Below are 26962 nucleotides of genomic sequence, written 5' to 3' on the forward strand. Positions count from 1 at the left end.
AATATTTTATTGAATAGAGAAGGTTGTTTTAATGGCTTTATTTGCTATGTTATTTCCAGGTCAAGGTGTTCAATATATAAACATGTTATCTTCTTTTTTACAAAAAGAAAAACTTTTTCAAAACACTTTCAAAGAAGCATCAGAACATATAGGTTATAATTTATTAAAACTCATAAGAGAAGGACCGTTAAACAAAATAAATAATAGTAAATATACACAACCAATAATATTAACTTCATCAATTGCAATTTATAAACTTTGGAAAAAATGTAATGGAAAAAATCCATTATTTATGTCTGGACATAGTTTAGGAGAATATTCTGCATTAGTTTGTTCTAATGCTTTAAAATTTAGTGATGCATTAAAAATTGTTGCTTTACGTGGACAATATATGGAAAAAGTAACGTTAAATCGATCATGTTTAGTAAAAGCTATAATTGGTTTAAATAAAAATATTGTTAAGAAAATTTGTCGAAAATATACATCAAATACTGTTTCTATTGCAAGTATTAATTCTGATAATCAAATAATTATTTCGGGAGATAAGCTAGATGTATACCAAGCAAGCTTAGATTGCAAAAAAAATGGAGCTCAATTTATATTTGATATTAATCTCAACATACCAGTACATAGTTATTTAATGAAACCAGTGGCTAAAAAAATTAAACATATATTAAAAAATATCGAAATAAAAAAACCTAAAATACCAGTGATCAATAATGTAGATGTAAAATGCGAAAATAATAGTGAAAATATCAAGAAAGCATTAATAAAGCAAGTATATAAAACTGTAAGATGGAAAGAAATAATAGATTTTATACAATCAAAAAATATTTTTACTATGCTAGAAATTGGACCAAATAATATTTTAACTAATTTAAATAAAAAAAATATTAATTTAATATCTCTTAATACAAGTAATAAAAAATATTTTTTACAAGCTTTCAAAACAATAAATTAAAAATAATGAAAATTACAACAAAAACAGCTCTAGTGACAGGAGCAAATAAAGGAATTGGAAAAGCAATAGCTATAAAATTATTAGAACAAGGAATAAGAGTTATTGGCACATCTACTAATAAATATGGAGTGCAAACAATTAATAAATATTTAAAAAAAAATGGTTTCGGTTTCATTTTAGATTTAAAAGATACTAATTCGATTACAGAAAAAATTAAAGAAATTTATAAACATAAATATTCTATTGATATATTAGTTAATAACGCTGGAGTTAAATTAGATAAATTATTAGTGCATATGAATAATACAGAGTGGGAAGATATAATAAAAATTAATTTAACATCTATATTCTATACTTCTAAAGCTGTTATTCGTTCTATGATTAAAAAAAAAGAAGGACGAATAATAACAATTAATTCTATAATTGGTTATACAGGCAATAAAGGTCAAATTAACTACAGTACTGCAAAATCAGGTCTTATTGGATTTCATAAATCCTTAGCACTAGAAGTTGCTTCGAAAGGAATCACTGTTAATATGGTAGCACCAGGACTTATTCAAACAGATTTTATTAAAAATTTAAATATATTTCAATATAAAAAGTATCTGTCTAATATTCCAATGAAACGCTTGGGAAAAGCAGAAGAAATAGCAGATGCTGTAATATTTCTATCTTCTAAAAAAGCTTCCTATATTACTGGACAAACATTACATATAAATGGTGGAATGTATATGTAATATATATAATATAAAATATATTATATGTAAAAACAACATATTCAACAGTGAGTAACATAATATGAATAATATTGAAAAGAAAATAAAAAAAATTATTGCAAAAAAATTAGATATAAAAATAGAAAATATTACTAATAATTCTTCATTTTTAGAAGATCTTGGAGCTGATTCATTAGATATTGTAGAATTAATTATGACTTTAGAAGAAGATTTTAATATAGAAATATCTGACAATGAAGCAGAAAAAATTAAAACAGTACAAAATGCTGTAAATTTTATTAATAGTAAACTTCAAGATTAAAATTATTAAACTCTATTAAAAAATGAATTTATATGAAATATATAAAAAATAATGATAAAAAACAAATTTATTGTAATTGAAGGATTAGAAGGTGCAGGGAAAACACATGCATGTACTTGTGTAAAAAATATTCTAAAAAATCATAATATTAAAAATATTATATTAGTTCGACAACCAGGAAGTACACCTATTGGAGAAGAAATAAGAAAATTAATTAAAACATATTATACTGAAAAAATTACAAAAGAAACAGAACTATTATTAATATATGCAGCAAGAATGCAATTAGTAAAAACAATTATTCAACCAGCTTTAAATCGAGGAGATTGGGTGATTTCAGACCGTCACGACCTATCTTCTTTAGCTTATCAAGGTGGAGGTTTAGGTATTAATGAAAATATTATTAATCAATTAAAAAATTTATTATTAGGAGATTTTATTCCAGATTTAACTCTATATTTAGATGTTATGCCAGAAATTGGTTTACAAAGAGCATTAAAACGCAGTTCATTAGATAGAATAGAAAAAAGATCTTTAACATTTTTTAAAAAAACAAGAAAAAGTTATTTAAATAATATAAAATCAGACAAAAAAATTATTAAAATTAATGCTAATTTAGATATTACAAACGTTACTCAAAATATCAAAAAGCAACTATTAAAATGGCTTCAAAAACAATTTATATGAAACACTATCCTTGGCTCAAAAATCCATATAAAAGAATTATTAAACAACATCAAATAAAAAAAACACATCATGCATTTTTAATAAAAACTGTAAGAGGATTAGGAGTATTTACATTAGTTTGGAATATTAGCACATGGTTACTATGTAATGAAATAAATGGAATCGAATCTTGTAAAAAATGTCATAGTTGTCAACTAATGTCATCAGGAAACCATCCAGATTGGCATCAATATATGAAAAATAGAAATGAAATTATTACTATTGATCATATTCGTGAAATTAATGAAAAAATATTTAAATATCCACAACAAGGAAAAAATAAAATAATATTTTTATCTAATATTCAAAAGTTGACAGAATCTGCAAAAAATGCATTATTAAAAACTTTAGAAGAACCACCAAAAAACACTTGGTTTTTTTTAATAGATTATAGAAACATAATAATTAATTCTACATTACATAGCCGTTGTTTAATATATAGATTATTTCCTCCACAAGAAAAAAATAGTTTAAATTGGTTAAAAAATCAAAATTTATTAAATAAAACATTTAATGTAATTTCATTACGTATTAACCAAGGCTCACCAATATCTGCTAAAAAATTTATTAATAATGGACTTTGGGAGGAAAGAAAAAATTTATTTGTATTTTTTTTAAGATCCATTAAAAATTACAACCTACTAAAAATATTACCAATTTTATCCATGAATAATACTTTATTAAAAATAGATTGGATTTGTCTATTATTATTTGATGCTATACAAATCTATTTTAACATAAAAAAACAATTAATTAATTTTGATCAATTAGAATTAATTCAATTTTTTTCTCATAATTATAATTATTTTACTTTAAATCAAAGTATTCAAACCTGGACCAAATGTCGATATAGATTATCAAATATACCTGGTATTAACAATGAATTATTATTATTAGAACAATTACTTAAATGGGAAAAAATTTTAGGTTTTATTGTTTAATCTTAATTTTTACATTAAAGAGATAAAATTATGTTTTTAATTGACTCTCATTGTCATCTTGACCAACTAAATTATAATGAATTACATAAAAACATAGAAGATATGCTGAAAAAATCACATAAAAATTCTGTAAAAAAATTTTTAACAGTATCTACTTCTATTAGTAATTTTTATAATATAAAACAATTATTTGATAAATATAATTCTGTTTTTTATTCCTGCGGTGTACATCCTTTGTATTGTCAAAAAGAAATAAAAAATTTTAATCAATTACAAGTATTATCTACAAACAAACGTGTTATTGCCTTAGGTGAAACAGGTTTAGATTATCATTATTCAATTCAAACAAAAGAAATACAACAATATTTTTTTCGAAAACATATACAAATTGCAATACAATTAAATAAGCCCATTATAGTACATACAAGAAATGCTATAGACGATACAATAAGAATATTAAAAGAAGAAAATGCAGAAAAATGTGGAGGTATTTTGCACTCCTTTACCGAAAATGATGTAATAGCATTTAAATTATTAGATCTAGGATTTTATATTTCTTTTTCTGGAATTATTACTTTTAAAAATTCAATTCAATTACGAAACACACTAAAAAAAATACCGTTAGAAAATTTATTAATCGAAACAGATGCTCCATATTTATCACCTGTTCCATATAGAGGAAAAGAAAATCAACCAGCATATTTGCTTGATATAGCAAAACATATTTGTTTAATAAAAGAAATACATTTAGAAAAATTTGCTAAAATTATAAAAAATAATTTTTATACATTATTTAAATTTTAAAATAAAATATATTATTTAATAATTTATATTTTATATATACTTAGGAGTTTTTTGATATGTTTAAAAATGTATTTTCAAACCTTCAAAAAATCGGAAAATCACTTATGTTGCCTGTTTCGGTATTGCCGATCGCAGGAATATTACTTGGTATAGGATCTGCTCATTTTAGCTTAATACCAGATACTATTTCTGAAATTATGGCTCAAACAGGAGGTTCGGTTTTTTCAAATATGCCATTAATTTTTGCAATTGGAGTTGCTTTAGGATTTAGCAATAATGATGGTGTAGCAGCTTTAGCTGCAGTTGTTGCATATAGTATTTTAATTAAAACATTATCTGTACTTGAACCAAGTATATTACACTCAAATATTGAGACAATAAAAAATAAAAATTTTTCTGATATAGGAATATTGGGAGGAGTTATAGCAGGAGCTATTTCTGCATATATGTTTAATAAATTTTATAAAATTCAACTACCTGAATATTTAGGATTTTTTGCAGGAAAAAGATTTGTTCCTATTATTTCAGGTCTATCTTCAATATTTATAGGATTAGTATTATCTTTTATTTGGCCATCAATTGCAAAAAAAATTCAAATATTTTCCCAATGGGCTGCTTACCAAAATCCAATTTTTGCTTTCTCTCTATATGGTTTGGTAGAAAGGGCATTAGTACCATTTGGTTTGCATCATATATGGAACGTTCCATTTCAAATGCAAATTGGAGAATATACCAACTCTATTGGACAAGTATTTCATGGGGATATTGCAAGATATATGGCTGGAGATTCTACTGCTGGCAATTTATCAGGTGGATTTATTTTTAAAATGTATGGTCTACCAGGAGCCGCATTAGCAATTTGGCATGCAGCAAAAAAAGAAAACAAAAAAAAAATAGGTAGCATTATGATTTCTGCTGCTTTAACAGCTTTTTTAACTGGAATTACTGAACCAATTGAATTTTCATTTATATTAGTTGCTCCAATATTATACGTTGTTCATGCTTTTTTAGCAGGTTTATCTTTTCCATTATGTATTTTTTTAAATATGCGCGCTGGAACAAGTTTTTCTCATGGATTTATAGATTTTATAGTATTAAGTGGACATAGCAATCAACTATTTCTTTTTCCCATTATTGGTATTTTATATGGTACTTTATATTATATTATATTTTATTTTCTAATAGTTACATTTAACTTACAAACTCCAGGAAGAGAATACGATCAGAATAATACTATTACAAAAAATAATATTGAAATAGCACCTGATATTATTATCGCTTTAGGCGGAAAAGAAAACATTAAAAATTTAGACGCTTGTATTACTCGGTTACGCATTACAGTCTTGGAAATATCAAAAGTAAATAAAATTGCTTTAAAAAACCTAGGAGCAGCGGGAATAGTCATATCAGGATCAGGAATACAAGCTGTTTTTGGCACTAGATCTGAAAATATTAAAACAGCGATGGATGAATATATAAATAAAACATAAAAAAGGGGGTGAGTAAAGCTTCACTCGCCCAATAATTAATAAAATATGTTTCACAAAAATATATGAGTAAAAAAATTTAATTATGAATAATCATTTAATTTTTCAAAAAATTATAAAAAGAGAAATCTCATCAAATATTTTATATCAAGATCAAATAGTAACTGCTTTTGAAGATATCAATCCCAAAGCTCCTATACATATACTAATTGTACCAAACGATTTCATAAAAACAGCAAACGATATAAATCAAAAAAATCAAAATATTATTGCACATATGTTTTGTATTGCAATAAAAATGGCAAAAGAAAAAAAAATTAGCAAAGATGGATATAAAATAATTATTAATTGCAATAAAAATGGAGGTCAAGAAATAAATTATTTACATATGCATTTATTAGGTGGAATTAAACTAAAAACATTATATTAAAAAATATAATTCTTGTAAAAGGTAATAATTTGAGTAAGAGCTCAGTATTTTTATTTATTATTTTATTATGTATTAATAGCTGTTCACTTTTTCAAACAACACACATTTCTTTAAAAGAAAGTAACACTGCTGAAGAAAATACAAATCTTATTTTTTTAAATTTTAAAAATTCCATTGAAAATATTATTTCAGAAATGTCTAATGATAAAAGCATCTTTTTTTCTAAAAAAATATCGTTATACATTAATATATTAAGAAATGAAAGCAATATTTTTTTAGAAAATAAAAAATTAACGAATGTTATAAACAATCAAGTTTCAAAAAAAATAAACACATTTAGTATTATTAATGCTAATCAAATTAATAAAAGTAAAAAAGAATTAGGATTATCTGAAAAAAATCAATTTTTGAATATAAGTACTGCAATATTATTGGCTAGAAACAACAATGCAACATACTATCTTGATAGCAGTATTATTATTGATAATAAATCATTATTATTAAAAATTAAATTAATACTTGTACAAACAGGAGAAATTATATTTTATAAAACAAAGACTCTTGATTTTTTATAAAATACATATTAATTATAAATTATTAAAATGTTTAATAGAGTAGATCTTTCTACTAAAATTTATATTATAAAATATATATTTTTAATATTTAAATAAAAAATATATTTTACGAATTATAAACAGTAGAAAGTTCTAACTCTTAATTTTTTATATTAAAATTTTTTTAAAAATTAATTAAAAGAATAACTTACGATACAAATTAAAATTGATAAACTAGTCCAGCACCAATAATATTATCTGTAGAAATTTTGTTTGTTTTAATAAAATCATTTTCTTTTAATAAATTAATTTTATAGTTCATATAAGTTGAAATATTTTTATTAAATTCATAACGAGTCGAAATATTAATTTGTTTTGCTAAACCTAATTCACTTTTTTCAGAACCATTAATATTGTAGCCTTTAGACTCTAAATAGCTTAAAGAAGGACGAAATCCAGATTTAAAACTATATTCTGCAATTGCTTCAATATTTTGTGTTTCATTTATATAACTATTACTATGAACATTATGAGGTGTTAAATTTCTTGCAGCACCGTAAAAAGCAGCAATATATACATTGTTAGCATCATATTTAAAACCTAATCCATATGCACTTACAGATTCATTTTTTAAATTTTTGTCTACTGTAGATTGAGGTCTTTTAGATGTAAAACAAGAACCAATTGCAGTCAATCCTGAATGACTGTCATATTTTAAGGATGCACCCCAGCCTGAATTATTTTTTTGATTTGCACTTCTGTTTTTAGTTTCATCTTGATATTGCAATGCAAAACTAACTCCATTAACTAAACCAAAAATATTATCATTTCTATAAGTAAGTAAACTACTATTTCTACTTACCATATAATTATCATTATATGCAAAAACACTGTCATTTTTAATATATGGAGAATAATTAATTAAAGATTCTACATCATGAATAACACCATAATTTCTACCATAATCTATAGATCCTAAATTACCATATTTCAAACCAGCATATCCTAAACGTATAGTACTAGATTGTTGTTTATTCATTAAGTCTTCAGGCATAAAAAAATCAGTTTTATATTCTATTTTTGCATAACTAGAAAGTTTATTAGTAATATTAACTTTTCCGGATAATCCTAAAATACCATTTGTATTATCTTCTTTCGAAGTAATTTTAGTAGATAAAAATTGATTAGAAAAATCATGATTAGGATTTATACTGCCATATAATTCTAATTTATTACCATTTTTATTAAAAATTTCTGCAGCTGTAACTGCACTGCTAGTCGCAAATAATATTGGTATTAACATTGATAAAGATTTTTTTTTGTTCATAATTTTTAAATTACCTTATTAGTAAATTTAATATAAATCAAACAATTATAAAAATAATTTGATATAAAAAATTTATTTAAAAATGAGAGCTTTTAACAGTACGAGGAAATGGAATAATATCTCTTACATTAGAAACTCCAGTAATATAAGAAATAAATCGCTCAAAACCCATTCCGAAACCTGAATGTTGAACAGTACCATAACGTCTAAGATCTCGATACCACCAATATTCTTCTTTTTTTAAACCTAACTCAGATAAACGTAAATCTAATATAGAAATACGTTCTTCACGTTGAGAACCACCTATTAATTCACCCACACCTGGAACTAAAATATCCATTGCTGCAACAGTTTTTTCATCATTATTTAATCTCATATAAAACGCTTTTAATTCTTTAGGATAATCAGTAATTATTACAGGTCTTTTAAAGTGTTTCTCAACAAGATAACGTTCATGTTCAGAACTTAAATCTATTCCTGGGACAATATTTTTATCAAATTTATTTCGAGAATTAATTAAAATATTTATAGCATCAATATACTTTATACGTATAAAATCTAATAACAAAAACTTTTTAAGACGATTAATTATATCACTATCAATATAATTTTTAAGAAATTTAATATCTTCAATACAATTTTTTAAAACATCTTTACAAACATATTTTAGCATTTCTTCTGCAAATTTAGATATTTCATTTAAATTTACAAAAGATGACTCAACTTCTAACATCCAAAATTCCGCTAAATGACGAATGGTATTTGAATTTTCAGCTCTAAAAGTTGGTCCAAAAGTATATACTTTAGATACAGAACAAGCATATGTTTCTAAATTAAGTTGTCCCGAAACAGTTAAAAAAGATTCTTTTCCAAAAAAATCTTTTTTAAAATCAACGGAACCATTATCTTTTTTAGGAATATCTTTCATATTTAATGTTGAAACATTAAACATTTCTCCAGCACCTTCTGCATTAAAACCAGTAATAATAGGTGTTGGAATCCAATAGTAACCTTTTTTATGTAAAAATTTATGTAATGATTGAAATACATAATTTCTTATCCTTACTATCACCCCAATTAAATTTGTTCTTCCACGTAAATGTGCTACTTCTCGCAAATATTCTAGACTATGTTTTTTCGCAGAAATTGGATAAGTATCTGGATTTTCAACCCATCCTAACACCTGAACTTCTATTGCTTGAATCTCATATTTTTGTTTTTCACCTAAAGATAAAATAAGCTTACCTTTAATTAATACAGAACATCCAATAGTTAAACGAAGTATTTCTTTATCATAATTGTATAAAGTATTATTAGCAATAACTTGTATTGAATGAAAACATGAACCATCATATACTGTAATAAAAGAAAACCCAGATTTTGAACTTCTACGATTTCGAACCCATCCATATACAGTAATTGAACTATTTAAGATAATATCATTTTGATATATTTTCGATATTGATACTGTATTCATAATTTTTTCCCTTATACCTTATTTCTTAAAGAATAGCTATAGAAATAAGTTTTATCAAAATTACCAATCTTATTTTATATTTTTTAAAGGTAAATTAAATGCTTTAAATAAAGATTTCATAAATTCTTTATCTAAACAAAATGTTTTACCAGGACTATCCGATATTTTTGCCACTGGTTTTCCATTACATTTAACTAATTTAATTACAATATTGAGTGGTTTCACATTGGGAATATCACAAGTTAATTTTGTTCCAATACCAAATATAACATTAATTCTCTTATTAAATTTTTTATATAAAGTTATAATTTTCTTAAAATTTAAATTATCTGAAAATAATAATGTTTTAGTAGAAGGATCAATTCCTAAATGTTGGTAATGTTTTAAAGCTTTTTCAGCCCATTGTATTGGATCACCTGAATCATGTCTGATACCTTGATATGATTTAGATAAAGATAAATCAAAATCACGCAAGAATGCATCCATTGTAATACAATCTGTTAGCGCAATGCCTAAATGCCTATTATATTGACATAACCATATTTTCAAAGCTAAAGATTGACTATATTTTAAATTAGAACTAATTTGTTGGTGCGCTTGAAACCATTCATGTGCCTGGGTTCCTACTGGAGATAATTTTAAAATACGAGAAATATGATAATTACTTGAACCAACTAAAAAAGGAAATCGTTTTTTTAAGCTTTTAATAATAGAATATTGTACATCATATGAAAATCTGCGTCTTGTTCCAAAATCAATGATTTTTAAACGAGATAAATCTAAATTTTTAGTATAATTAAAAAATTTTTTTAACTTTAAGTTTAAATAATCTACTGCAATATTTGGAGTAATATCAGGATAATGGTTTTTATGAAAAATTTCGCTAATTAATGATAAAATAGGAACTTCCCATAAAATTACCTCGTGCCATGGGCCAGTAATTCGAATATGTAATTGACCATAATAATTATTTACTTCTACTTGTGTTATATTATAACGAAAATTTTTTAACCAATATAAATATTCTTTTTTAAAGAATGGAAAAGAATTCATATATAGATATTCTTCATGACTCAAAGATAAAGATGCCATCATATTAATTTGATCTAATAAAATATGTGAATAAATTCCTAAAAAATTAGCACCTCTACAAATAAACTCTGCAACAACATTAACATTTTTATAACAAAAAAATACAGCTTGCTGCATATGAAGTTTATATGCATCAGTATCTAGCAATGTTTTTACTATTGGATAATTATATTTCTTCATAATGTATCTATTTTTATTCTACTTTTTTATATTAATGATCATTACTATACGATTTTATATATAAAATTATCTATAAAATTTATATAAAAATATAACATAAATAAAAAAGTTATCAATTTTTGAAAAAAATATATATTTATTATAACTGAATAATAATGTTAAATTTTTAATGTTTATTAAAATTATAACAAAACAATTATATTTTTTTACATATCAATGAAAAAATAGTTTTAAAATACATATTTTATTTTAAAATTAAAAAGGAATTATAATGTTTTACTATTTTGTACGTAAACTTTTGTTTTTAATAGAGCCTGAAAAATCACATACACTGACATTAAAATGTCTTAATTCTAAATATATTCAGATACTAATAGATATGTTTTTAAAACCTATTCCATCAAGACCAATTAAATGTATGGGATTAACATTTCCCAATAAAGTTGGTTTAGCTGCTGGAATGGATAAAAATGGAGAGTATATAGATTTTTTTTCTAAATTAGGATTTGGTTTTATTGAATTAGGTACAGTCACTCCATTACCTCAAGTAGGAAATCCAAAACCAAGAATATTTAGAATGCTTTCAGAAGAAGCAATTGTTAACAAAATGGGATTTAATAACCTTGGTATAGAAAATCTTATTAATAATATTAAAAAATCAAAATTTAAAGGTATAATTGGAGTAAATATAGGAAAAAATAAAAATACTTCTATTGAAAATGCAATAAATGATTATTTAATATGTATAGAAAAAATATATTGTTATACTGATTATATTGCTATTAATATTTCTTCTCCTAATACAAAAAATTTAAGAAATTTACAATTCGGAGTATTATTTAAAAATTTACTAAAGAAAACAAAAAGAAAACAAAAAGAAATGCATATAAAACATTCAAAATATGTGCCAATAGCGATTAAAATTTCACCAGACTTATCAAGAAATGAGATAATTTATATCTCACAGCAATTAATTAAATTTAAAATAGATGCAGTGATCGCAACTAATACCACTTTAGACCATTCATTAATACATAAAATAAAAAACAGTCAAATTAAAGGAGGGTTAAGTGGTTTGCCTTTGCAAAGAAAAAGTAATGATATAGTTTCAATATTATACAAACAACTTAAAAAAAACATTCCTATAATTGGCGTAGGAGGAATTAATTCTATAAATTCAGCAAAAGAAAAAATTAAATCAGGAGCTAAATTAATACAAATATATTCTGGACTAATATACCATGGTCCAAAACTTATTAGAAATATAATCAAAAAATTATAAAGTATTTTATTTTTATAAAAATTTTAATTTAAAAATAAACACGATAAATTATTTTAAAATAAAATATTTAAAAAAATTATATTTTTTAAAAAAATAATTTTATACTATAAGATATATAAAATGAATTATTTATATGCTAGTACAAATTTAGGATGTGAAAAATTATTAGAAAGTGAACTCATTTTTTTAGGAGCAAAAAACTTAAATATAACTAAAGGAGGTATTTATTATGAAGCTGAAGATGTATTACTATATAAAAGTTTAATATGGAGTCGAATTGCTTCAAGAATTTTTATATGCATTAAAAAATTTATTATTAAAAATAATAATGATCTATATATTCACACTTACCAAATTAATTGGGATAAAATTTTATATTTAAATAAAACTTTTTTAGTAAAATTTAAAGGAAATAATAATATTATTCGAAATAGTTTATTTGGAGCATTAACTATAAAAGATGCGATTGTTGATCAATTTTACAAACAATATTCTATGCGTCCTAATATTAATCTTATTACTCCTGATATTCGAATTCAAGCAATATTAAACCACAACACAATAGATATTATGTTAGATTTAAGTGGTCAGTCTTTAAATAAAAGAGGATACCGAAAATTTTCTAATACTACACCAATTAAAGAAAACTTAAGCGCAGCAATTGTATTAAGTTCTGCATGGATAAAAAACAGTCCTTTAATCGATCCAATGTGTGGGTCAGGAACATTATTGATTGAAGCTGCAATGATTTATTCTGATAGGGCACCAGGACTAAAAAGAACAAGATGGGGTTTTCAATCTTGGAAAGGATATAATAAATTTTTATGGAATACAGTTCTTAATGAAGCAAATAAAAAATTTGAAACTAAAATAAAAGAATGTAAAAAAAATTTATTTATAGGATATGACTGTAATAATAAGATTATAGAACAAGCTAAAGAAAATGCATTTAATGCAAATGTATTAGATATTATTCAATTTTCAACATCTAATTTAAATGATCTTAATAATCCATATAAAGAAAAAGAAATTGGAACGTTATTAATCAATCCGCCATATGGAGAAAGAGAAAATACTGAAAACGCTTTAGTATCGTTATATATTCACATGGGATATATATTTAAAAAATATTTTGAAAATTGGAAATTATCAATTTTTACTGCATCAGAATTTTTATCAAATTTTTTACAAATGCAAGCTTATGAAAAATTATTTTTTAAAAATGGTCCATTAAACTGTTTTTTAAAAAATTATAAAATATTTTCAGAAATACTGAATCAAAAAAATACAGAATATGAAAATAGATTAAAAAAAAATATTCAAAAATTAAAAAAATGGAATGATTTTAAAAAAATAGAATGTTTTCGTATATATGATAGAGATATACCTAATTATAATATTGTTGTAGATGTTTATAAAAAATGGTTAATCATTCAAGAATATGAATCACCAAAAATAATAAATACACATTATGCTTATAAAAGATTATGCCATGCAATTTATTACACTAAAGAAATACTATCTATTCCAATAGATAACATAGTATTTAAAATCAGAAAAAAACAAAAAAATAAATCACAATATCAAAAACTTTTTAATAGCAATAAATTTTTTATAGTTCAAGAATATTATGCAAAATTATTAATAAATTTAACTGATTATTTAGACACTGGATTATTTTTAGAACATCGACGTATAAGAAAACTTATTAATACAATGTCTTATGGAAAAGATTTTTTAAATTTATTTGCATATACTGGCAGCGCTAGTGTTTATGCTGGATTGGGAGGTGCTAAAACTACAACAACTATAGATATATCTAAAACATATATACAATGGTCAATAAAAAATATGTCAATTAACAATTTAATTGGAAAACAACATTCTTTTATTCAATCAAATTGTTTAGAGTGGATTAAATCAAATTATCAAACATTTGATCTAATATTTCTTAATCCACCTACTTTTTCAAATTCTAAAAAAATGAAAAAAATTTTTGAATTAAAAAAAGATTATCTTGATTTAATAAACAGTTTAAAAAAAAATTTAAGAAAAAATGGTTATATTATTTTTTCAAGTTCTACAAATAATTTTCAAATTAATTTTGATGAAGTTAATAAAATGCAATTATATGTTAAAAACATTACCCATTTAGTACAATCAAAAGATTTTTTAAATAAAAAATATTATTCTTGGTTAATAAAACATATATAGTAAATTTTACATGAGAAAACTATGAATTTAATTAGCATTAAAGATGCTTCATTATCATTTAGCAATTTAGAAATACTAAAAAATGCTTCTTTTTATATAAACAAAAACGAACGCATTTGTTTGACTGGTAAAAATGGAGCTGGAAAATCAACGTTATTAAAAATAATTAATAAAACACAAGACTTAGATAAAGGTGTTATTTCATATAGAAAAAATATTAAAACTTCGTATTTAGCACAAGAAAATTTAAATTATTTAAATATTTCTATTTTTGAATTTATTAAAAAAAAGTTTAAAAAAATTAATACTAATGAAATTATAAAAATAGAAAAAATAATTGACATATTAAAATTAAATAAAAATACCTTACTTTCAGAAGTATCTGGTGGATTTTTAAGAAAAATTGCATTAAGCGCAACTTTAGTAGATGAACCTGATATATTATTACTTGATGAACCTACTAATCATTTAGATATGAATACAATTAAATGGTTAGAAAATTTTTTAAAAAAATTTTCTGGTAGTATTGTTTTTATATCACATGATAGATGGTTCATTGAAAAGGTTTGTACAAGAATTATTGATCTTGATAGAGGTAAATTAATATCTTTCCCAGGGGATTATAAAAAATTTATTAAATTAAAATATCAAAATAATTCTATTGAAAAAGTTAAAAAAAAATTATTTGATCAAAAATTGGAAAAAGAAGAAATTTGGATTAAAAAAGGAATTAAAGCACGTACTACAAGAAATGAAGGTAGAGTAAGAAATTTAGAAATATTAAGAAAAGAGAATAAAAATTATAAAAAAGTAGAAAAATTTAATAATATTACAATTAATGAAATTAAAGATTATTCTGGAAAAATAGCTTTTAAGTTAAAAAATATAAATTTTTGTATAAAAAACAAAACTATTATTCAAAATTTTTCTTCAATAATACAGCATGGTGATAAAATAGGATTAATCGGTAAAAATGGTTCTGGTAAAAGTACTATGATTAAAATACTAATAGGAGAAAATCAAGTTCAAACAGGAGATTTTTATTCAGGAAAACAACTAAAGATAGCATATTTTGATCAAAATCGATCTATTTTAAATTCTAACAAATCTATTTTAGATAATATTAACGAAGGTAAAGATAAAATATTAATTAATGGAAAAGAACAACATTTAGTAGGATATTTAAAAAAATTCTTATTTAAACCATATGATCTTGCAAGATTAGTAAAAACTTTATCTGGTGGAGAATGCAATAGATTGCTTTTAGCTAAATTATTTTTAAAAAAAAATAATGTGTTAATTTTTGACGAACCAACAAATGACTTAGATTTAGAAACATTAGAATTATTAGAAAAAATTATTATTCAATATTCCGGAACTGTTTTAATAGTAAGTCATGATAGACATTTTATTCAAAATACAGTAAATAAATATTGGCTATTTAAAGGAAATGGATTAATTACTACACATTTAGGTGCATATAAAGAACCAACAGAAAAAGAAATTAAAAAAAACAAAAATAAAAAAAATATATACACTTTAAATAAAAAATTAAACTTATCAAATCAAAATCAACTAAAAAAAGAAATAAAAAAAATATTAAATCAAATTGAAAATATAGAAAAAAATATTAAAATTTTACAAGATGAAATCAATAAACCTGAATTTTTTAAAAAAAATATTATTAATCAATTACCTATATTAAAAAAATTAAATTTAGAAGAAAAAAAACTAGAAAAACAATTAATATGTTGGGAAAATTTAGAAAAATATAAATAAAAACTTAAACAATTAATTGAAAATTTAATGTGCTCTTTACTTTTATAGAAATTATATAGATTTCATACAATTTAAAGAACAGCAATGTTTAAAATTAATTGCACAATTACCACATTGAATAAATAATAAATGACATAAATTAAAAGCACAATTTACATAATTATCTGAAGGTTGACGACATTGATTACAAACAGACATGATATCTTTTGATATTTTTTCGCTCATACGATTATCAAATACAAAATTACTACCCTTAAATAAAATAGGTAATCTTTTTTTCTTTGCTTCATTTACATATCCAATTATTCCACCTTCTATATGATAAATATTCTTAAAACCATTAAAAATCATCCAAGATGTTGCTTTTTCACAACGAATTCCACCTGTACAATACATTACTATATTTTTCTTTTTATCATAGTTCATAACTTTTATTACGTTTTTTAATTGTTCTCGAAAAGTTTTACTCTTAATTTCTACAGCATTAGGAAAGTGACCTATTTTATATTCATAAGAATTTCTCATGTCAACAAATATTGTATCTTTATTATTTAACATTAAATTAACTTGTTCTGCATTAATATATTTTCCAACATTTTTAAATTTAAATAAAGGATCTTTAATTCCATCATTAACAATATATTTTTTAAGTTTTACAGAAAGTATCCAAAATGCATTTGTATTGTTAATATTAAATGTTTTATTAATTCGTAAACCATTTAATACTGGATTAAATTGATATAAAAATTTTTTAAATACTGAATACATATTAACAGGAATACTAATTTGAGCATTTATTCCTTCATGAGATATATATACTCTACCTAATATATTATATTCAAAAAAATTTTTATAAATTTCATCTCTAAAATTTTTAGGTTCTTTAATATAAAAATACTTGTAAAAAGAAAGAATTAAACGAGGTTTTCTATTTAAAAGTATATGATTTTTTAATTCTTTTTTAGAAATACAATTATGTAAAATCGACATGATAAACTCACACTATTTTAAAAATAAATATGGTACTCAATTATTATTAATTTTCATTAAATGCATTATTAAAAATTTCTATTTGATGAGATAATTTTAAATATATTTCATTTAAATCTTTTAGTTTTTCTTTTTCTTTTGTTATAATATGTTTAGGTGCATAATGTAAAAAATCTTTATTTAAAGTTTTTTCTTCTATATATGATATTTTTAATTTTATGTTCTTTATTTCTTTATTTAATCTTTTTAATTCAATTTTTTTATCTATTACTTTAAGTAAAGGAATTAAAATTTCTACTCCGTCAATTATTTTTTTTATAGACAACAAAGGCTCCTTATATTCTTTAGATACAATTTCAATTTTATCTAAATGAGCTATATTTCGTAATAACAATAAATTTTTTTGAATAATTTTTTCTTGATCAAAAGAAATATTTTTTAAGAACAATGATAAAAGTTTTTTAGAACTAATATTCATTTCAGCTCTAATATTTCTTAAAAAAATTATTATTTTTTTAATCCAGCTCATATGAAATAAAATATTTTCATTAAAAAATGAATTATTATATTTTGGAAAAGGCTGAAGCATAATGGTTTTTTCTTTAATATTTTTAATTTTTTTTATACGTTGCCAAATACTTTCAGTAATAAAAGGAATAATTGGATGTAATAATTTTAAAAGTTTTTCCAAAACGTAAATCAAAATATTTTTAGTCGCATGTATATCTTGAGACGAACCAAATTTTATAATTAATTTAGCAAATTCTAAATACCAATCACAAAAATTATTCCAAGTAAAATCATATAAAATATTCGCTGCAATATCAAACCGATAGTTATCTAATGAATTTCTATATGATTTTACTATGTTATTAAACTCTATTAAAATCCATTTATTTATAAATAACATGTTATTATTGATTTTAAAATGAAAAAAAACATGATCTTTTGTATGAATTAAAACAAATCGGCTAGCATTCCAAAGCTTATTACAAAAGTTTCGATATCCTTTCAATCTACTCATATCCCATTTTATATCACGTGTATTAGAAGCTAAAGCACAAAATGTAAAACGTAGTGCATCTGTACCCGTTGGACTAATTCCATTGGGAAATTGATTTATAGTACGTTTTTTAATTTGATCGAATAATTGTGGTTGTAATAAATCACTTGTTCTTTTTTTAATTAAATTATTTAATGAAATACCATCTATCATATCTAAAGGATCAATTACATTTCCTTTTGATTTTGACATTTTTTGACCTTCTTCATCACGTATTAAACCTGTAATATAAACATTTTTAAAAGGAACCTGAGATATACCAAAATTGTCTTTAACAAGATACATAGTTAACATAATCATTCTAGCAATCCAGAAAAAAATAATATCAAAACCACTAACTAATACGTTAGTCGAATGAAAAATTTTTAAAAATTCTGTTTTTTTAGGCCATCCTAATGTAGAGAAAGTCCATAATCCAGAAGAAAACCAAGTATCTAAAACATCTTCATCTTGAATTAATTCTATATTATTTGCTATCTTATATTCTTTTCGTATTTCATTTTCACTATATCCAACATATATATTTTTTTTATGATCATACCAAACTGGAATACGGTGTCCCCACCATAATTGACGTGAAATACACCAGTCTTCGATATTGTTCATCCAAGATAAATACATAGTTTTATATTGTGATGGAATGAAATTAATTCTTTTATCTTTAACTGCAGAAATAGCTAAATTAGCTAATTTTGACGTTTTTAAATACCATTGATTGGTTAACATAGGCTGGATTATAACACCACTTCTATCACCATGAGGTGTAAGAATATCACATTCCTCGACTTTTTCTAGAAGTCCTATTTTTTTTATTTCTTCAATTACTTTTACTCTTGCAGAAATAATATCTAAATTTTGAAATTTACTCGGAACTAATAAATTATATATCTTAGAAGTTCGACCTTTATAATCATAAACATCAAAATGAGTTTTAATTTTTCCATTAAAAGTAAAAACATTAATCATTGGTAACTTATGACGAAATCCAACTTTATAATCATTAAAATCATGTGCTGGTGTAATTTTTACACAACCTGTTCCTTTTTTTATATCAGCATATTGATCTCCAATAATAGGTATAATTCTATTAACTAAAGGACATATAACAAATTGACCGATAAACTTACTATAATTTTTATCTTGTGGATTAACGGCTAAAGCTGTATCTCCTAGCAAAGTTTCAGGCCTAGTTGTAGAAACTATTAAATATTTAATTAGATTGTTATTTTTTTTTTTATCACAAATAATAGGATATCGAATAAACCATTTTTTACTTTTTATTAAACGATGTTCTACTTCTAAATCTGAAATAACTGTTTCTAATTTTGAATCCCAATGTACTAATCTTTTTTTTTGATATATTAAATTATTTTTATAAAAAATAATAAAAGCTTCTTTAACAGAGTTACAAATATCAGGATCTAAAGTAAATTTTTCACGATCCCAATCGACAGAATTACCTAAACGTCGCATTTGTTTTGTAACAATTAAATTATATTTATTTTTCCATGACCATATCTTTTTGATAAAATCATTTCTACTATAATCTTTTTTAGTTTTATGCTCTTCAAGATATATTTGACGTTCAACTAAAATTTGTGTTGCTATTCCAGCATGATCTGTTCCAACTTGCCATAATGTATTTTTTCCCTGCATTCTATGATAACGAATTAATATATCCATAATAGTTTGTTGAAATGCATGCCCCATATGTAAATTTCCAGTAATATTAGGAGGAGGCATCATGATACAAAACGATGTTTTAGTTGAATCATTATTAGGTTTAAAATATCCGTTTTTTTCCCAAAAATTATACAAAGGTTCTTCAATGTCTTTAGGGTTATAAGTTTTGTCCATTTTATTTAATCATTTTCTATTAAAAAGGTAATGTTGCTAATTGAATGTAAATATCTTTTTATTCTTTAATATTTAGTATAATTTGATATATTTAATAAAAATTGAGATAAAAGTTCTACAGGACGCCCTGTTGATCCTTTATTTATTCCAGATTCCCAAGCAGTTCCAGCAATATCTAAATGTGCCCAATGATATTTTTTTGTAAATTTTGATAAAAAACAAGCAGCTGTTATTGCTCCAGCTTTTCCATTTCCAACATTTGAAAAATCAGCAATATTAGAATTTATATCTTTTTCATATTCTTCAAATAAAGGTAATCGCCAAATTTTATCATTTGTTTGTTGAGAAGCTTTTTCTAAATCATGAACTAAATCTTCATTATTTGAAAATAAACCAGTAGCATAATGTCCCAAGGCTATAACACATGCTCCAGTTAAAGTAGCAATATCAATAACTATACTAGGTGAGAAACGTTCTATATATTTTAAAACATCACATAAAACTAGACGTCCTTCAGCATCTGTATTTAATACTTCTACTGTTTTACCAGACATAGTCTTTAAAACATCTCCAGGTCTAAAAGCACTTCCTCCTGGCATATTTTCACATCCCGCTAAAACTCCTATAATATTTAAAGGTAGATTTAATTCTGCAGCCATAATTAAAGTTCCATAAACAGCAGCAGCTCCACACATATCATACTTCATTTCATGCATATTTTGTGATGGTTTTATAGAGATACCTCCAGAATCAAATGTTAATCCTTTTCCTATTAATACAATTACTTTTTTATTAACAATATTTTTTCCAGAATATTGAATAACAGACATATATGGTTTGTTTTGAGATCCTTGACCTACTGCTAAATAAGCATGCATGCCTAAATTCTTCATTTGATTTATATCAATAGTTGTTACGTTAATATTATTCTTATATTTTTTAGATAATTTTTCTGATTTTAAAGATAAATATAATGGATTACAAATATTAGGAGGTAAATTGCTTAATTTTTTTGCAGCAGTTAGTCCTAAATCAATTGCAAGAGAATGTTTTAAAGCAATTTGTGCTGATGAAAAAAAATTTTTATCTATGATATTAAATGAAATGGAATTTAAGTAAATATCCTTTTTAAAAAAAGTATTTATTTTAAAAAATTCTTTTTTAATAGTACTAATTATTTTCCGAATAAACCAATATATATTATTTTTACAAAAATTTAATTCAGTTAAAGAAAAAATAACATTTTTAATAGAACGCTTATTTAACATTTGAATAGTTTTTTCTATAATTTTAGTAATAGAGTATGCGCCAAAATTATTTTTATCTCCACATCCTATTAATAATATTCTCTTAGCTATAATATTAGGAATATCATATAATAATAAGTTGTTTCCTATTTTTCCATCAATATCACCTTGATTAATTAATTTACTGATATAACCATTACTATATTGATCTAAATTATTAGCAGAACTTGTTAGCTGACAAGATTTAAAAACACCAACAACGATACAATCCGTGTTTTCTGTACATAAATCAAAACTATCTATAAAAAATTTCATAATATATCTCTATAATTTTATTTTTTTCAAGTTTATAATATATAAATAATTTCATTTAATAAAACAAAATAAAAAAATTTTAAAATAATAAAATATTATATACTATAATATTATTGATATTAAGTTGTAATTATATTTTAATTTTTTTTGATCTTTATTTATATTCTATGTATAAATTTGCATCTAATTTTAAGAGAATTTAAGTTATGAATTATCTTTATCAGCGTAATTTTTTAAGATTATTAGATTTTTCTGATATAGAATTAAAAAATATTATCATATTATCTGAAAAACTAAAAAAAATAAAAAAAAACAAGCAAGAAATTCAGTTATTGAAAAAAAAAAATATTGCTTTAATTTTTGAAAAAGAATCTACCCGTACAAGATGCTCATTTGAAATTGCTGCATTTGATCAGGGTGCACACGTTACTTATCTTGGACCAGGTAGTACTCATCTTGGAACAAAAGAATCAATTGAAGATACAGCAAAAGTTCTGTGCCGTTTATATGATGGAATTGAATATAGAGGTCATAATCATGATGTAATAGAAACTTTAGCAAAATATTCTAATGTACCTGTATGGAATGGATTGACTGAAAAATTTCATCCTACTCAAATAATTGCAGATTTATTAACAATGAAAGAAATTTTGCCAAAAAAACAATTTTTTGAAATGAAATGCGCATATGTTGGTGATGCTCATAATAATATAGCAAATACTTTATTAGAAGCTGCATCTATTTTAGGAATAGATCTACGTTTCATTTCTCCAAAAAAATATTGGCCTGAAGAAAATATTTTAAATTTATGCCAAGAAAAAGCAAAGAAAAATAAAAGACAAATAATATGTACTGAAAACATAAAAGAAGGTATAAAAAATGTAGACTTTATTTATACAGATATTTGGGTTTCTATGGGAGAATCAGAAAATACATGGAAAGAAAAAATAAAATTATTGAAAAATTATCAAGTAAACCAAAACATGATAGATATGACTAATAATCCTTCTGTAAAAGTATTACATTGTCTTCCAGCACTACATGATCAAAAAAATATTATAGTAAAATCAATGTTAAAAGAACATAATTTACAAGATGGTGTAGAAATTACAGATAGTATTTTTCAAAAAAATCAAGAAATTATTTTTGAACAAGCAGAAAACAGATTGCATACTATAAAAGCTATTCTTATATCCAGTCTTGTGAAAAATATTAACTTTTAAAATAAAATATGTAATTTATAAAAAATTATTTATTTACTGTTTCTCATCTTTTTTATAAAAAATAACCCTAACTACTTTTTTAATCCATAATCAAGGAATTTAGAAGTTGAGAAACTCTCTATATAAAAAAAATATAATTTCAATAAATGATCTTAAACGTGATGAACTAGAATTAGTTTTAAAAAAATCTGCTATTTTAAAAAAAAAACCAGAACCTAACTTATTAAAAAATAAAATTATTGCTAGCTGTTTTTTTGAAGCATCTACTCGAACACGCTTATCTTTTGAAACTGCAATTTATCGATTAGGTGCTTCAATAATAGGTTTTTCTGATGGAAATAATATATCTTTATCAAAAAAAGGAGAATCACTAGCAGATACTATTTCAGTAATTAGTTCATATGTAGATGCTATTATTATTCGACATCCTCAAGAAGGATCGGCTCGTTTAGCTACTGAATTTTCTAATAGTATACCTATATTTAATGCTGGAGATGGGTCCAATCAACATCCAACTCAAACACTTTTAGATCTATTTACTATTAAAGAAACACAATATCGACTTAATAATTTAAATATTGCAATGGTAGGTGATTTAAAATACGGAAGAACTGTACATTCTTTAACACAAGCATTAGCTAAATATAAAAAAAATAAGTTTTTTTTTATTTCACCTGATGCTTTAACCATGCCAAATTATATTAATGATATGCTTTTGGAAAAAAAAATTAGCTGGACAAGATGTCAAAATATAGAAGAAATTATTTCTGAAATTGATATTCTTTATATGACACGTGTTCAAAAAGAAAGGCTTGAATCTACCGAATACGCAAATGCTAAATCAAAATTTATATTAAATACTAAAACTTTAAAAAATGCTCGTAGTAATTTAAAAATATTACATCCTCTTCCTCGTATAGATGAAATTGATTATGCTGTTGATTATACACCTTATGCTTGGTATTTTAAACAAGCAGCAAATGGCATTTACGCACGCCAAGCAATACTATCACTAGTACTGGTAGAAAAACATTTTAAATAAGAAAAATATGCAAATAAACAAGCTCCAAGTGGAAGCTATCAAATGTGGTAGTGTAATTGATCACATTCCATCTCAAATAGGTTTTAAACTACTATCTTTATTCAGATTTACAGAAACAGAAAAAAGAATTACTATTGGTTTAAATTTGCCTTCTAAAAAATTAGGTAAAAAAGATATTATCAAAATTGAAAATACTTTTTTAAGTGAAGATCAAATTAATCAATTAGCTGTTTATGCACCTTGTGCTACAGTTAATTATATTGATCAATATAATTTAGTAGGAAAAATATTTCCAACATTACCTAAAAAAATAGATCGTATTTTAATTTGTCCAAATAGTAACTGTATTAGTCATGATAACTGTATAAATTCTAGCTTTATTTTTATAAAAAAATTAGATAAAAATATGAATTTAAAATGTCAATACTGCGAAAAAGAATTTTCTAAAAATATAGTTTTATCATAGAAAATTTATTTATAAAATTTTATTAAAATAATGGTGGTATATGAATATTATTAATACAAAAAATGCGCCTCAACCTATTGGACCATATTCGCAAGCTATACAATTTAACAATTTTTTAATCACATCTGGTCAAATACCAATTGATACAAACTCTGGAATGATACCAGAAAGTATTGATGAACAAACATATATGGTATTAAAAAATATAAAATATATTCTGAAAGAATCAAAATATCAAGTAAATGATATTATTAAAATAACAATTTTTACTATTGACTTAAAAAAAATTCAAATAATTAATGAAATATATAAAAATTTTTTTTTAAAAAATAAATCTAATTTTCCTACAAGGTCTTGTGTAGAAGTACAAGCATTACCAAAAAATGTTAAAATTGAAATGGAAGCTATTGCATATAAAAAAAATAACCATTAATTTTTTAACTATTTATTAATATTCAATATGCCGCGAAGCGGCATAAAAAATTAAATATTTTTACGACGGGAGAAAGATGGTTTTATTTCATTTTTATTAGAATAAGATTTAGTTACACGATTTTCAGAAAAACGACGATTAGTATTTGTATCTTTATTTAAAAAAGATCGATTATATGATTTATTTTGATAATATTTAGAATCTCGTAATAATTTTATATTTATTGGTTTATTTAAAATTCTAGTTTTTGTAAGATGTTGTAATAATTCTTTAGATAAACCTTTAGGTAATTCAATAATAGAATATGAAGAAAATAATTTTATATTTCCAATATTACGACTATTTATATTTCCTTCATTAGCAATAGCACCAACTATATGTCGAACTTCAACTCCATCATTACGACCAATTTCAATACGATATAAATCTATATCTTTAATTTCTTTTCGATCTCGACGATATCGATTGTTTCGAATATCTTCACGTCTACGATCATCTTTATACAAAGTTTCTCTAGAAGGACGTTTTAATAAATCTTTTTTAATAATCAAAGGACGACCTCCTTGAGCCATCTTTAATAAAGCTGCTGCAAGAGTTTTAATATCTAAATCATCAGAAGAATATAATTTATCTAATAAAGCTATATATTCATCTAAATCTCTACTTTCAAGTTGTTGCTGTACTTTTTTTGCAAATTGTTGAAGACGTTTTTCACATAATAATTCAATTTTTGGTAATTGTATTTCAGGAATAGATTGATTAATTGTACGCTCGATATTACGTAACAATCGACGCTCACGATTTTCAACAAATAATAATGCTCGTCCTGCTCGTCCTGCTCGTCCTGTACGCCCGATACGATGTACATAAGATTCAGAGTCCATCGGAATATCATAATTAATTACAAAACTAATTCTATCAACATCTAAACCACGAGCTGCAACATCTGTAGCAATTAAAATATCTAATCTACCATTTTTTAAACGTTCTAATGTTTGTTCACGTAATGCTTGATTCATATCTCCGTTTAATGCCGCACTATTATATCCATGTCGTTCTAACGCTTCAGAAACTTCTAAAGTAGCATTTTTTGTTTTTACAAAAATAATTGTAGCTGAAAATTCTTCTACTTCTAAAAAACGAATTAAAGCATCTGTTTTTCTACCATATACCATCCAATAACTTTGTTTAATATCAGGACGTGTAGTTATATTAGATTTAATTTTTATTTCTTTAGGATTTTTCATAAATCTCTTAGAAATACGTCGTATTACTTCTGGCATTGTTGCTGAAAATAAAGCAGTTTGATGTTCTTTTGGTATTTGTGACATAATTGTTTCTACATCTTCTATAAAACCCATTCTTAACATTTCATCTGCTTCATCTAAAACTAATGCATGTAAATTTGAAAGATTAAGAGTTCCTCTTTTTAAATGATCTAATAAACGTCCTGGAGTACCTACAACAATTTGAGGTCCTTGTTTCAACGCTCGTAATTGCAATTCATACCTTTGACCTCCATATAAAGGTAATACATGTACCCCTACTATATATTTAGAAAATACTGAAAAAGCTTCAGCAACTTGTACAGCTAATTCTCTTGTAGGCGCTAACACCAAAATTTGGGGTGCTTTTAAATTAATTTTTAAATTATGCAATAATGGCAGTGAAAAAGCTGCTGTTTTTCCACTTCCAGTTTGCGCCATACCTAATACGTCTTTACCCTGTAAAAGCAATGGAATACAAGCTGCTTGAATAGGAGATGGTTTGACATATCCCATTTCATCTAATGATTGAATAATAAAAGGATTTAAACCAAGAAAAGAAAATGTTTTTTCAGTATGAGTCATGCAATAGATATGCCTTTTAAGTTACAGTGGCCAGTCTACATAGCTCATGATGAAAATATATATATTATTTATTCTCATTGAAAAGTGTGAACCGGCTCCGATTAAATGATCTAATAAATAGAATATAAAATAAATAATATTGATTGCTAATGATTTATAAAATATAACATTAGCAACTAATTAA

The 26962-nt window shown here is 23.6% G+C and carries 23 protein-coding genes; 16 read left to right on the forward strand and 7 right to left on the reverse strand.

What is annotated here, in order from left to right; genetic code table 11:
- The first annotated feature begins 31 nt into the window (after nucleotides 1–31).
- The 9 genes from fabD (at nucleotide 32) to FQV33_RS00755 (ending at nucleotide 6962) form a co-directional block, all read left to right on the forward strand.
- Nucleotides 32–961 (forward strand): ACP S-malonyltransferase, encoded by a 930-nt coding sequence (gene fabD / locus FQV33_RS00715; RefSeq protein ID WP_158347709.1) that lies wholly within the window; start codon nucleotides 32–34, stop codon nucleotides 959–961.
- Between the two features lie 5 nt (nucleotides 962–966).
- The gene (locus tag FQV33_RS00720) at nucleotides 967–1698 is read left to right on the forward strand and encodes a beta-ketoacyl-ACP reductase (RefSeq protein WP_158347711.1); all 732 of its coding nucleotides are present in this window, start codon (nucleotides 967–969) and stop codon (nucleotides 1696–1698) included.
- A 61-nt stretch (nucleotides 1699–1759) separates the two neighbouring features.
- The gene (gene acpP / locus FQV33_RS00725; RefSeq protein ID WP_158347712.1) at nucleotides 1760–1999 is read left to right on the forward strand and encodes an acyl carrier protein; all 240 of its coding nucleotides are present in this window, start codon (nucleotides 1760–1762) and stop codon (nucleotides 1997–1999) included.
- 51 nt (nucleotides 2000–2050) lie between these two features.
- A complete protein-coding gene (gene tmk / locus FQV33_RS00730) occupies nucleotides 2051–2686 on the forward strand; it encodes a dTMP kinase (protein ID WP_158347714.1) in 636 nt (211 codons plus the stop codon).
- Nucleotides 2662–3666 (forward strand): DNA polymerase III subunit delta' C-terminal domain-containing protein, encoded by a 1005-nt coding sequence (locus tag FQV33_RS00735; protein WP_226856631.1) that lies wholly within the window; start codon nucleotides 2662–2664, stop codon nucleotides 3664–3666. Before tmk ends, FQV33_RS00735 begins: the two co-directional genes overlap by 25 nt.
- 30 nt (nucleotides 3667–3696) lie before the next feature.
- Nucleotides 3697–4470, forward strand: coding sequence for a TatD family hydrolase (locus FQV33_RS00740; RefSeq protein WP_158347716.1), 774 nt, complete (start codon nucleotides 3697–3699; stop codon nucleotides 4468–4470).
- Between the two features lie 56 nt (nucleotides 4471–4526).
- Entirely contained in the window at nucleotides 4527–5960 is a 1434-nt protein-coding gene (gene ptsG / locus FQV33_RS00745; RefSeq protein ID WP_158347718.1) for a PTS glucose transporter subunit IIBC, read from the forward strand.
- Nucleotides 5961–6042: 82 nt separating this feature from the next.
- Nucleotides 6043–6387: a histidine triad nucleotide-binding protein gene (locus tag FQV33_RS00750; RefSeq protein WP_158347720.1), complete on the forward strand. Its 345-nt coding sequence runs from the start codon at nucleotides 6043–6045 to the stop codon at nucleotides 6385–6387.
- Nucleotides 6388–6416: 29 nt separating this feature from the next.
- A complete protein-coding gene (locus tag FQV33_RS00755; RefSeq protein WP_193201186.1) occupies nucleotides 6417–6962 on the forward strand; it encodes a hypothetical protein in 546 nt (181 codons plus the stop codon).
- Nucleotides 6963–7161: 199 nt separating this feature from the next.
- Here FQV33_RS00755 and FQV33_RS00760 read toward each other — a convergent pair whose 3' ends face one another.
- From FQV33_RS00760 to pncB, 3 genes are all read right to left on the reverse strand, one after another.
- Nucleotides 7162–8268: a porin gene (locus tag FQV33_RS00760; protein WP_158347724.1), complete on the reverse strand. Its 1107-nt coding sequence runs from the start codon at nucleotides 8266–8268 to the stop codon at nucleotides 7162–7164.
- 76 nt (nucleotides 8269–8344) lie between these two features.
- The gene (asnS, locus tag FQV33_RS00765; protein ID WP_158347726.1) at nucleotides 8345–9745 is read right to left on the reverse strand and encodes an asparagine--tRNA ligase; all 1401 of its coding nucleotides are present in this window, start codon (nucleotides 9743–9745) and stop codon (nucleotides 8345–8347) included.
- Nucleotides 9746–9814: 69 nt separating this feature from the next.
- Nucleotides 9815–11017: a nicotinate phosphoribosyltransferase gene (gene pncB, locus FQV33_RS00770; RefSeq protein WP_158347728.1), complete on the reverse strand. Its 1203-nt coding sequence runs from the start codon at nucleotides 11015–11017 to the stop codon at nucleotides 9815–9817.
- A gap of 271 nt (nucleotides 11018–11288) precedes the next feature.
- Between pncB and pyrD the strand changes: the two genes are divergently transcribed.
- The 3 genes from pyrD to FQV33_RS00785 all read left to right on the forward strand — a co-directional run bounded on the left by pyrD (nucleotide 11289) and on the right by FQV33_RS00785 (nucleotide 16292).
- Nucleotides 11289–12299: a quinone-dependent dihydroorotate dehydrogenase gene (gene pyrD, locus FQV33_RS00775; RefSeq protein WP_158347730.1), complete on the forward strand. Its 1011-nt coding sequence runs from the start codon at nucleotides 11289–11291 to the stop codon at nucleotides 12297–12299.
- A 120-nt stretch (nucleotides 12300–12419) separates the two neighbouring features.
- Nucleotides 12420–14513: a bifunctional 23S rRNA (guanine(2069)-N(7))-methyltransferase RlmK/23S rRNA (guanine(2445)-N(2))-methyltransferase RlmL gene (gene rlmKL / locus FQV33_RS00780; protein ID WP_158347732.1), complete on the forward strand. Its 2094-nt coding sequence runs from the start codon at nucleotides 12420–12422 to the stop codon at nucleotides 14511–14513.
- Between the two features lie 21 nt (nucleotides 14514–14534).
- Nucleotides 14535–16292 carry an ATP-binding cassette domain-containing protein gene (locus tag FQV33_RS00785; protein ID WP_158347734.1) on the forward strand — a complete coding sequence of 586 codons (1758 nt, stop codon included), beginning with the start codon at nucleotides 14535–14537 and terminating at the stop codon, nucleotides 16290–16292.
- A gap of 51 nt (nucleotides 16293–16343) precedes the next feature.
- On the opposite strand, the gene FQV33_RS00790 is transcribed toward FQV33_RS00785, so the two are convergent.
- From FQV33_RS00790 to FQV33_RS00800, 3 genes are all read right to left on the reverse strand, one after another.
- Complete coding sequence (locus FQV33_RS00790; protein WP_158347736.1) at nucleotides 16344–17282, reverse strand: rhodanese-related sulfurtransferase; 939 nt, start codon at nucleotides 17280–17282, stop codon at nucleotides 16344–16346.
- A gap of 46 nt (nucleotides 17283–17328) precedes the next feature.
- Nucleotides 17329–20202, reverse strand: coding sequence for a valine--tRNA ligase (locus FQV33_RS00795; protein ID WP_158347738.1), 2874 nt, complete (start codon nucleotides 20200–20202; stop codon nucleotides 17329–17331).
- Nucleotides 20203–20267: 65 nt separating this feature from the next.
- Nucleotides 20268–21764: a leucyl aminopeptidase gene (locus tag FQV33_RS00800; protein ID WP_158347740.1), complete on the reverse strand. Its 1497-nt coding sequence runs from the start codon at nucleotides 21762–21764 to the stop codon at nucleotides 20268–20270.
- 206 nt (nucleotides 21765–21970) lie between these two features.
- Between FQV33_RS00800 and argF the strand changes: the two genes are divergently transcribed.
- The 4 genes from argF to FQV33_RS00820 all read left to right on the forward strand — a co-directional run bounded on the left by argF (nucleotide 21971) and on the right by FQV33_RS00820 (nucleotide 24928).
- The gene (argF, locus tag FQV33_RS00805; RefSeq protein ID WP_158347742.1) at nucleotides 21971–22987 is read left to right on the forward strand and encodes an ornithine carbamoyltransferase; all 1017 of its coding nucleotides are present in this window, start codon (nucleotides 21971–21973) and stop codon (nucleotides 22985–22987) included.
- A 106-nt stretch (nucleotides 22988–23093) separates the two neighbouring features.
- Complete coding sequence (gene pyrB, locus FQV33_RS00810; RefSeq protein ID WP_158347744.1) at nucleotides 23094–24029, forward strand: aspartate carbamoyltransferase; 936 nt, start codon at nucleotides 23094–23096, stop codon at nucleotides 24027–24029.
- A gap of 7 nt (nucleotides 24030–24036) precedes the next feature.
- Nucleotides 24037–24495, forward strand: coding sequence for an aspartate carbamoyltransferase regulatory subunit (pyrI, locus tag FQV33_RS00815; RefSeq protein WP_158347746.1), 459 nt, complete (start codon nucleotides 24037–24039; stop codon nucleotides 24493–24495).
- Nucleotides 24496–24535: 40 nt separating this feature from the next.
- Nucleotides 24536–24928: a Rid family detoxifying hydrolase gene (locus FQV33_RS00820; RefSeq protein ID WP_158347748.1), complete on the forward strand. Its 393-nt coding sequence runs from the start codon at nucleotides 24536–24538 to the stop codon at nucleotides 24926–24928.
- Nucleotides 24929–24978: 50 nt separating this feature from the next.
- Here FQV33_RS00820 and FQV33_RS00825 read toward each other — a convergent pair whose 3' ends face one another.
- Entirely contained in the window at nucleotides 24979–26778 is a 1800-nt protein-coding gene (locus tag FQV33_RS00825; protein ID WP_158347750.1) for a DEAD/DEAH family ATP-dependent RNA helicase, read from the reverse strand.
- Nucleotides 26779–26962: the final 184 nt, after the last annotated feature.

This window comes from Buchnera aphidicola (Aphis fabae) (assembly GCF_009069125.1).
Classification (GTDB): Bacteria; Pseudomonadota; Gammaproteobacteria; order Enterobacterales; family Enterobacteriaceae; genus Buchnera; species Buchnera aphidicola_BB.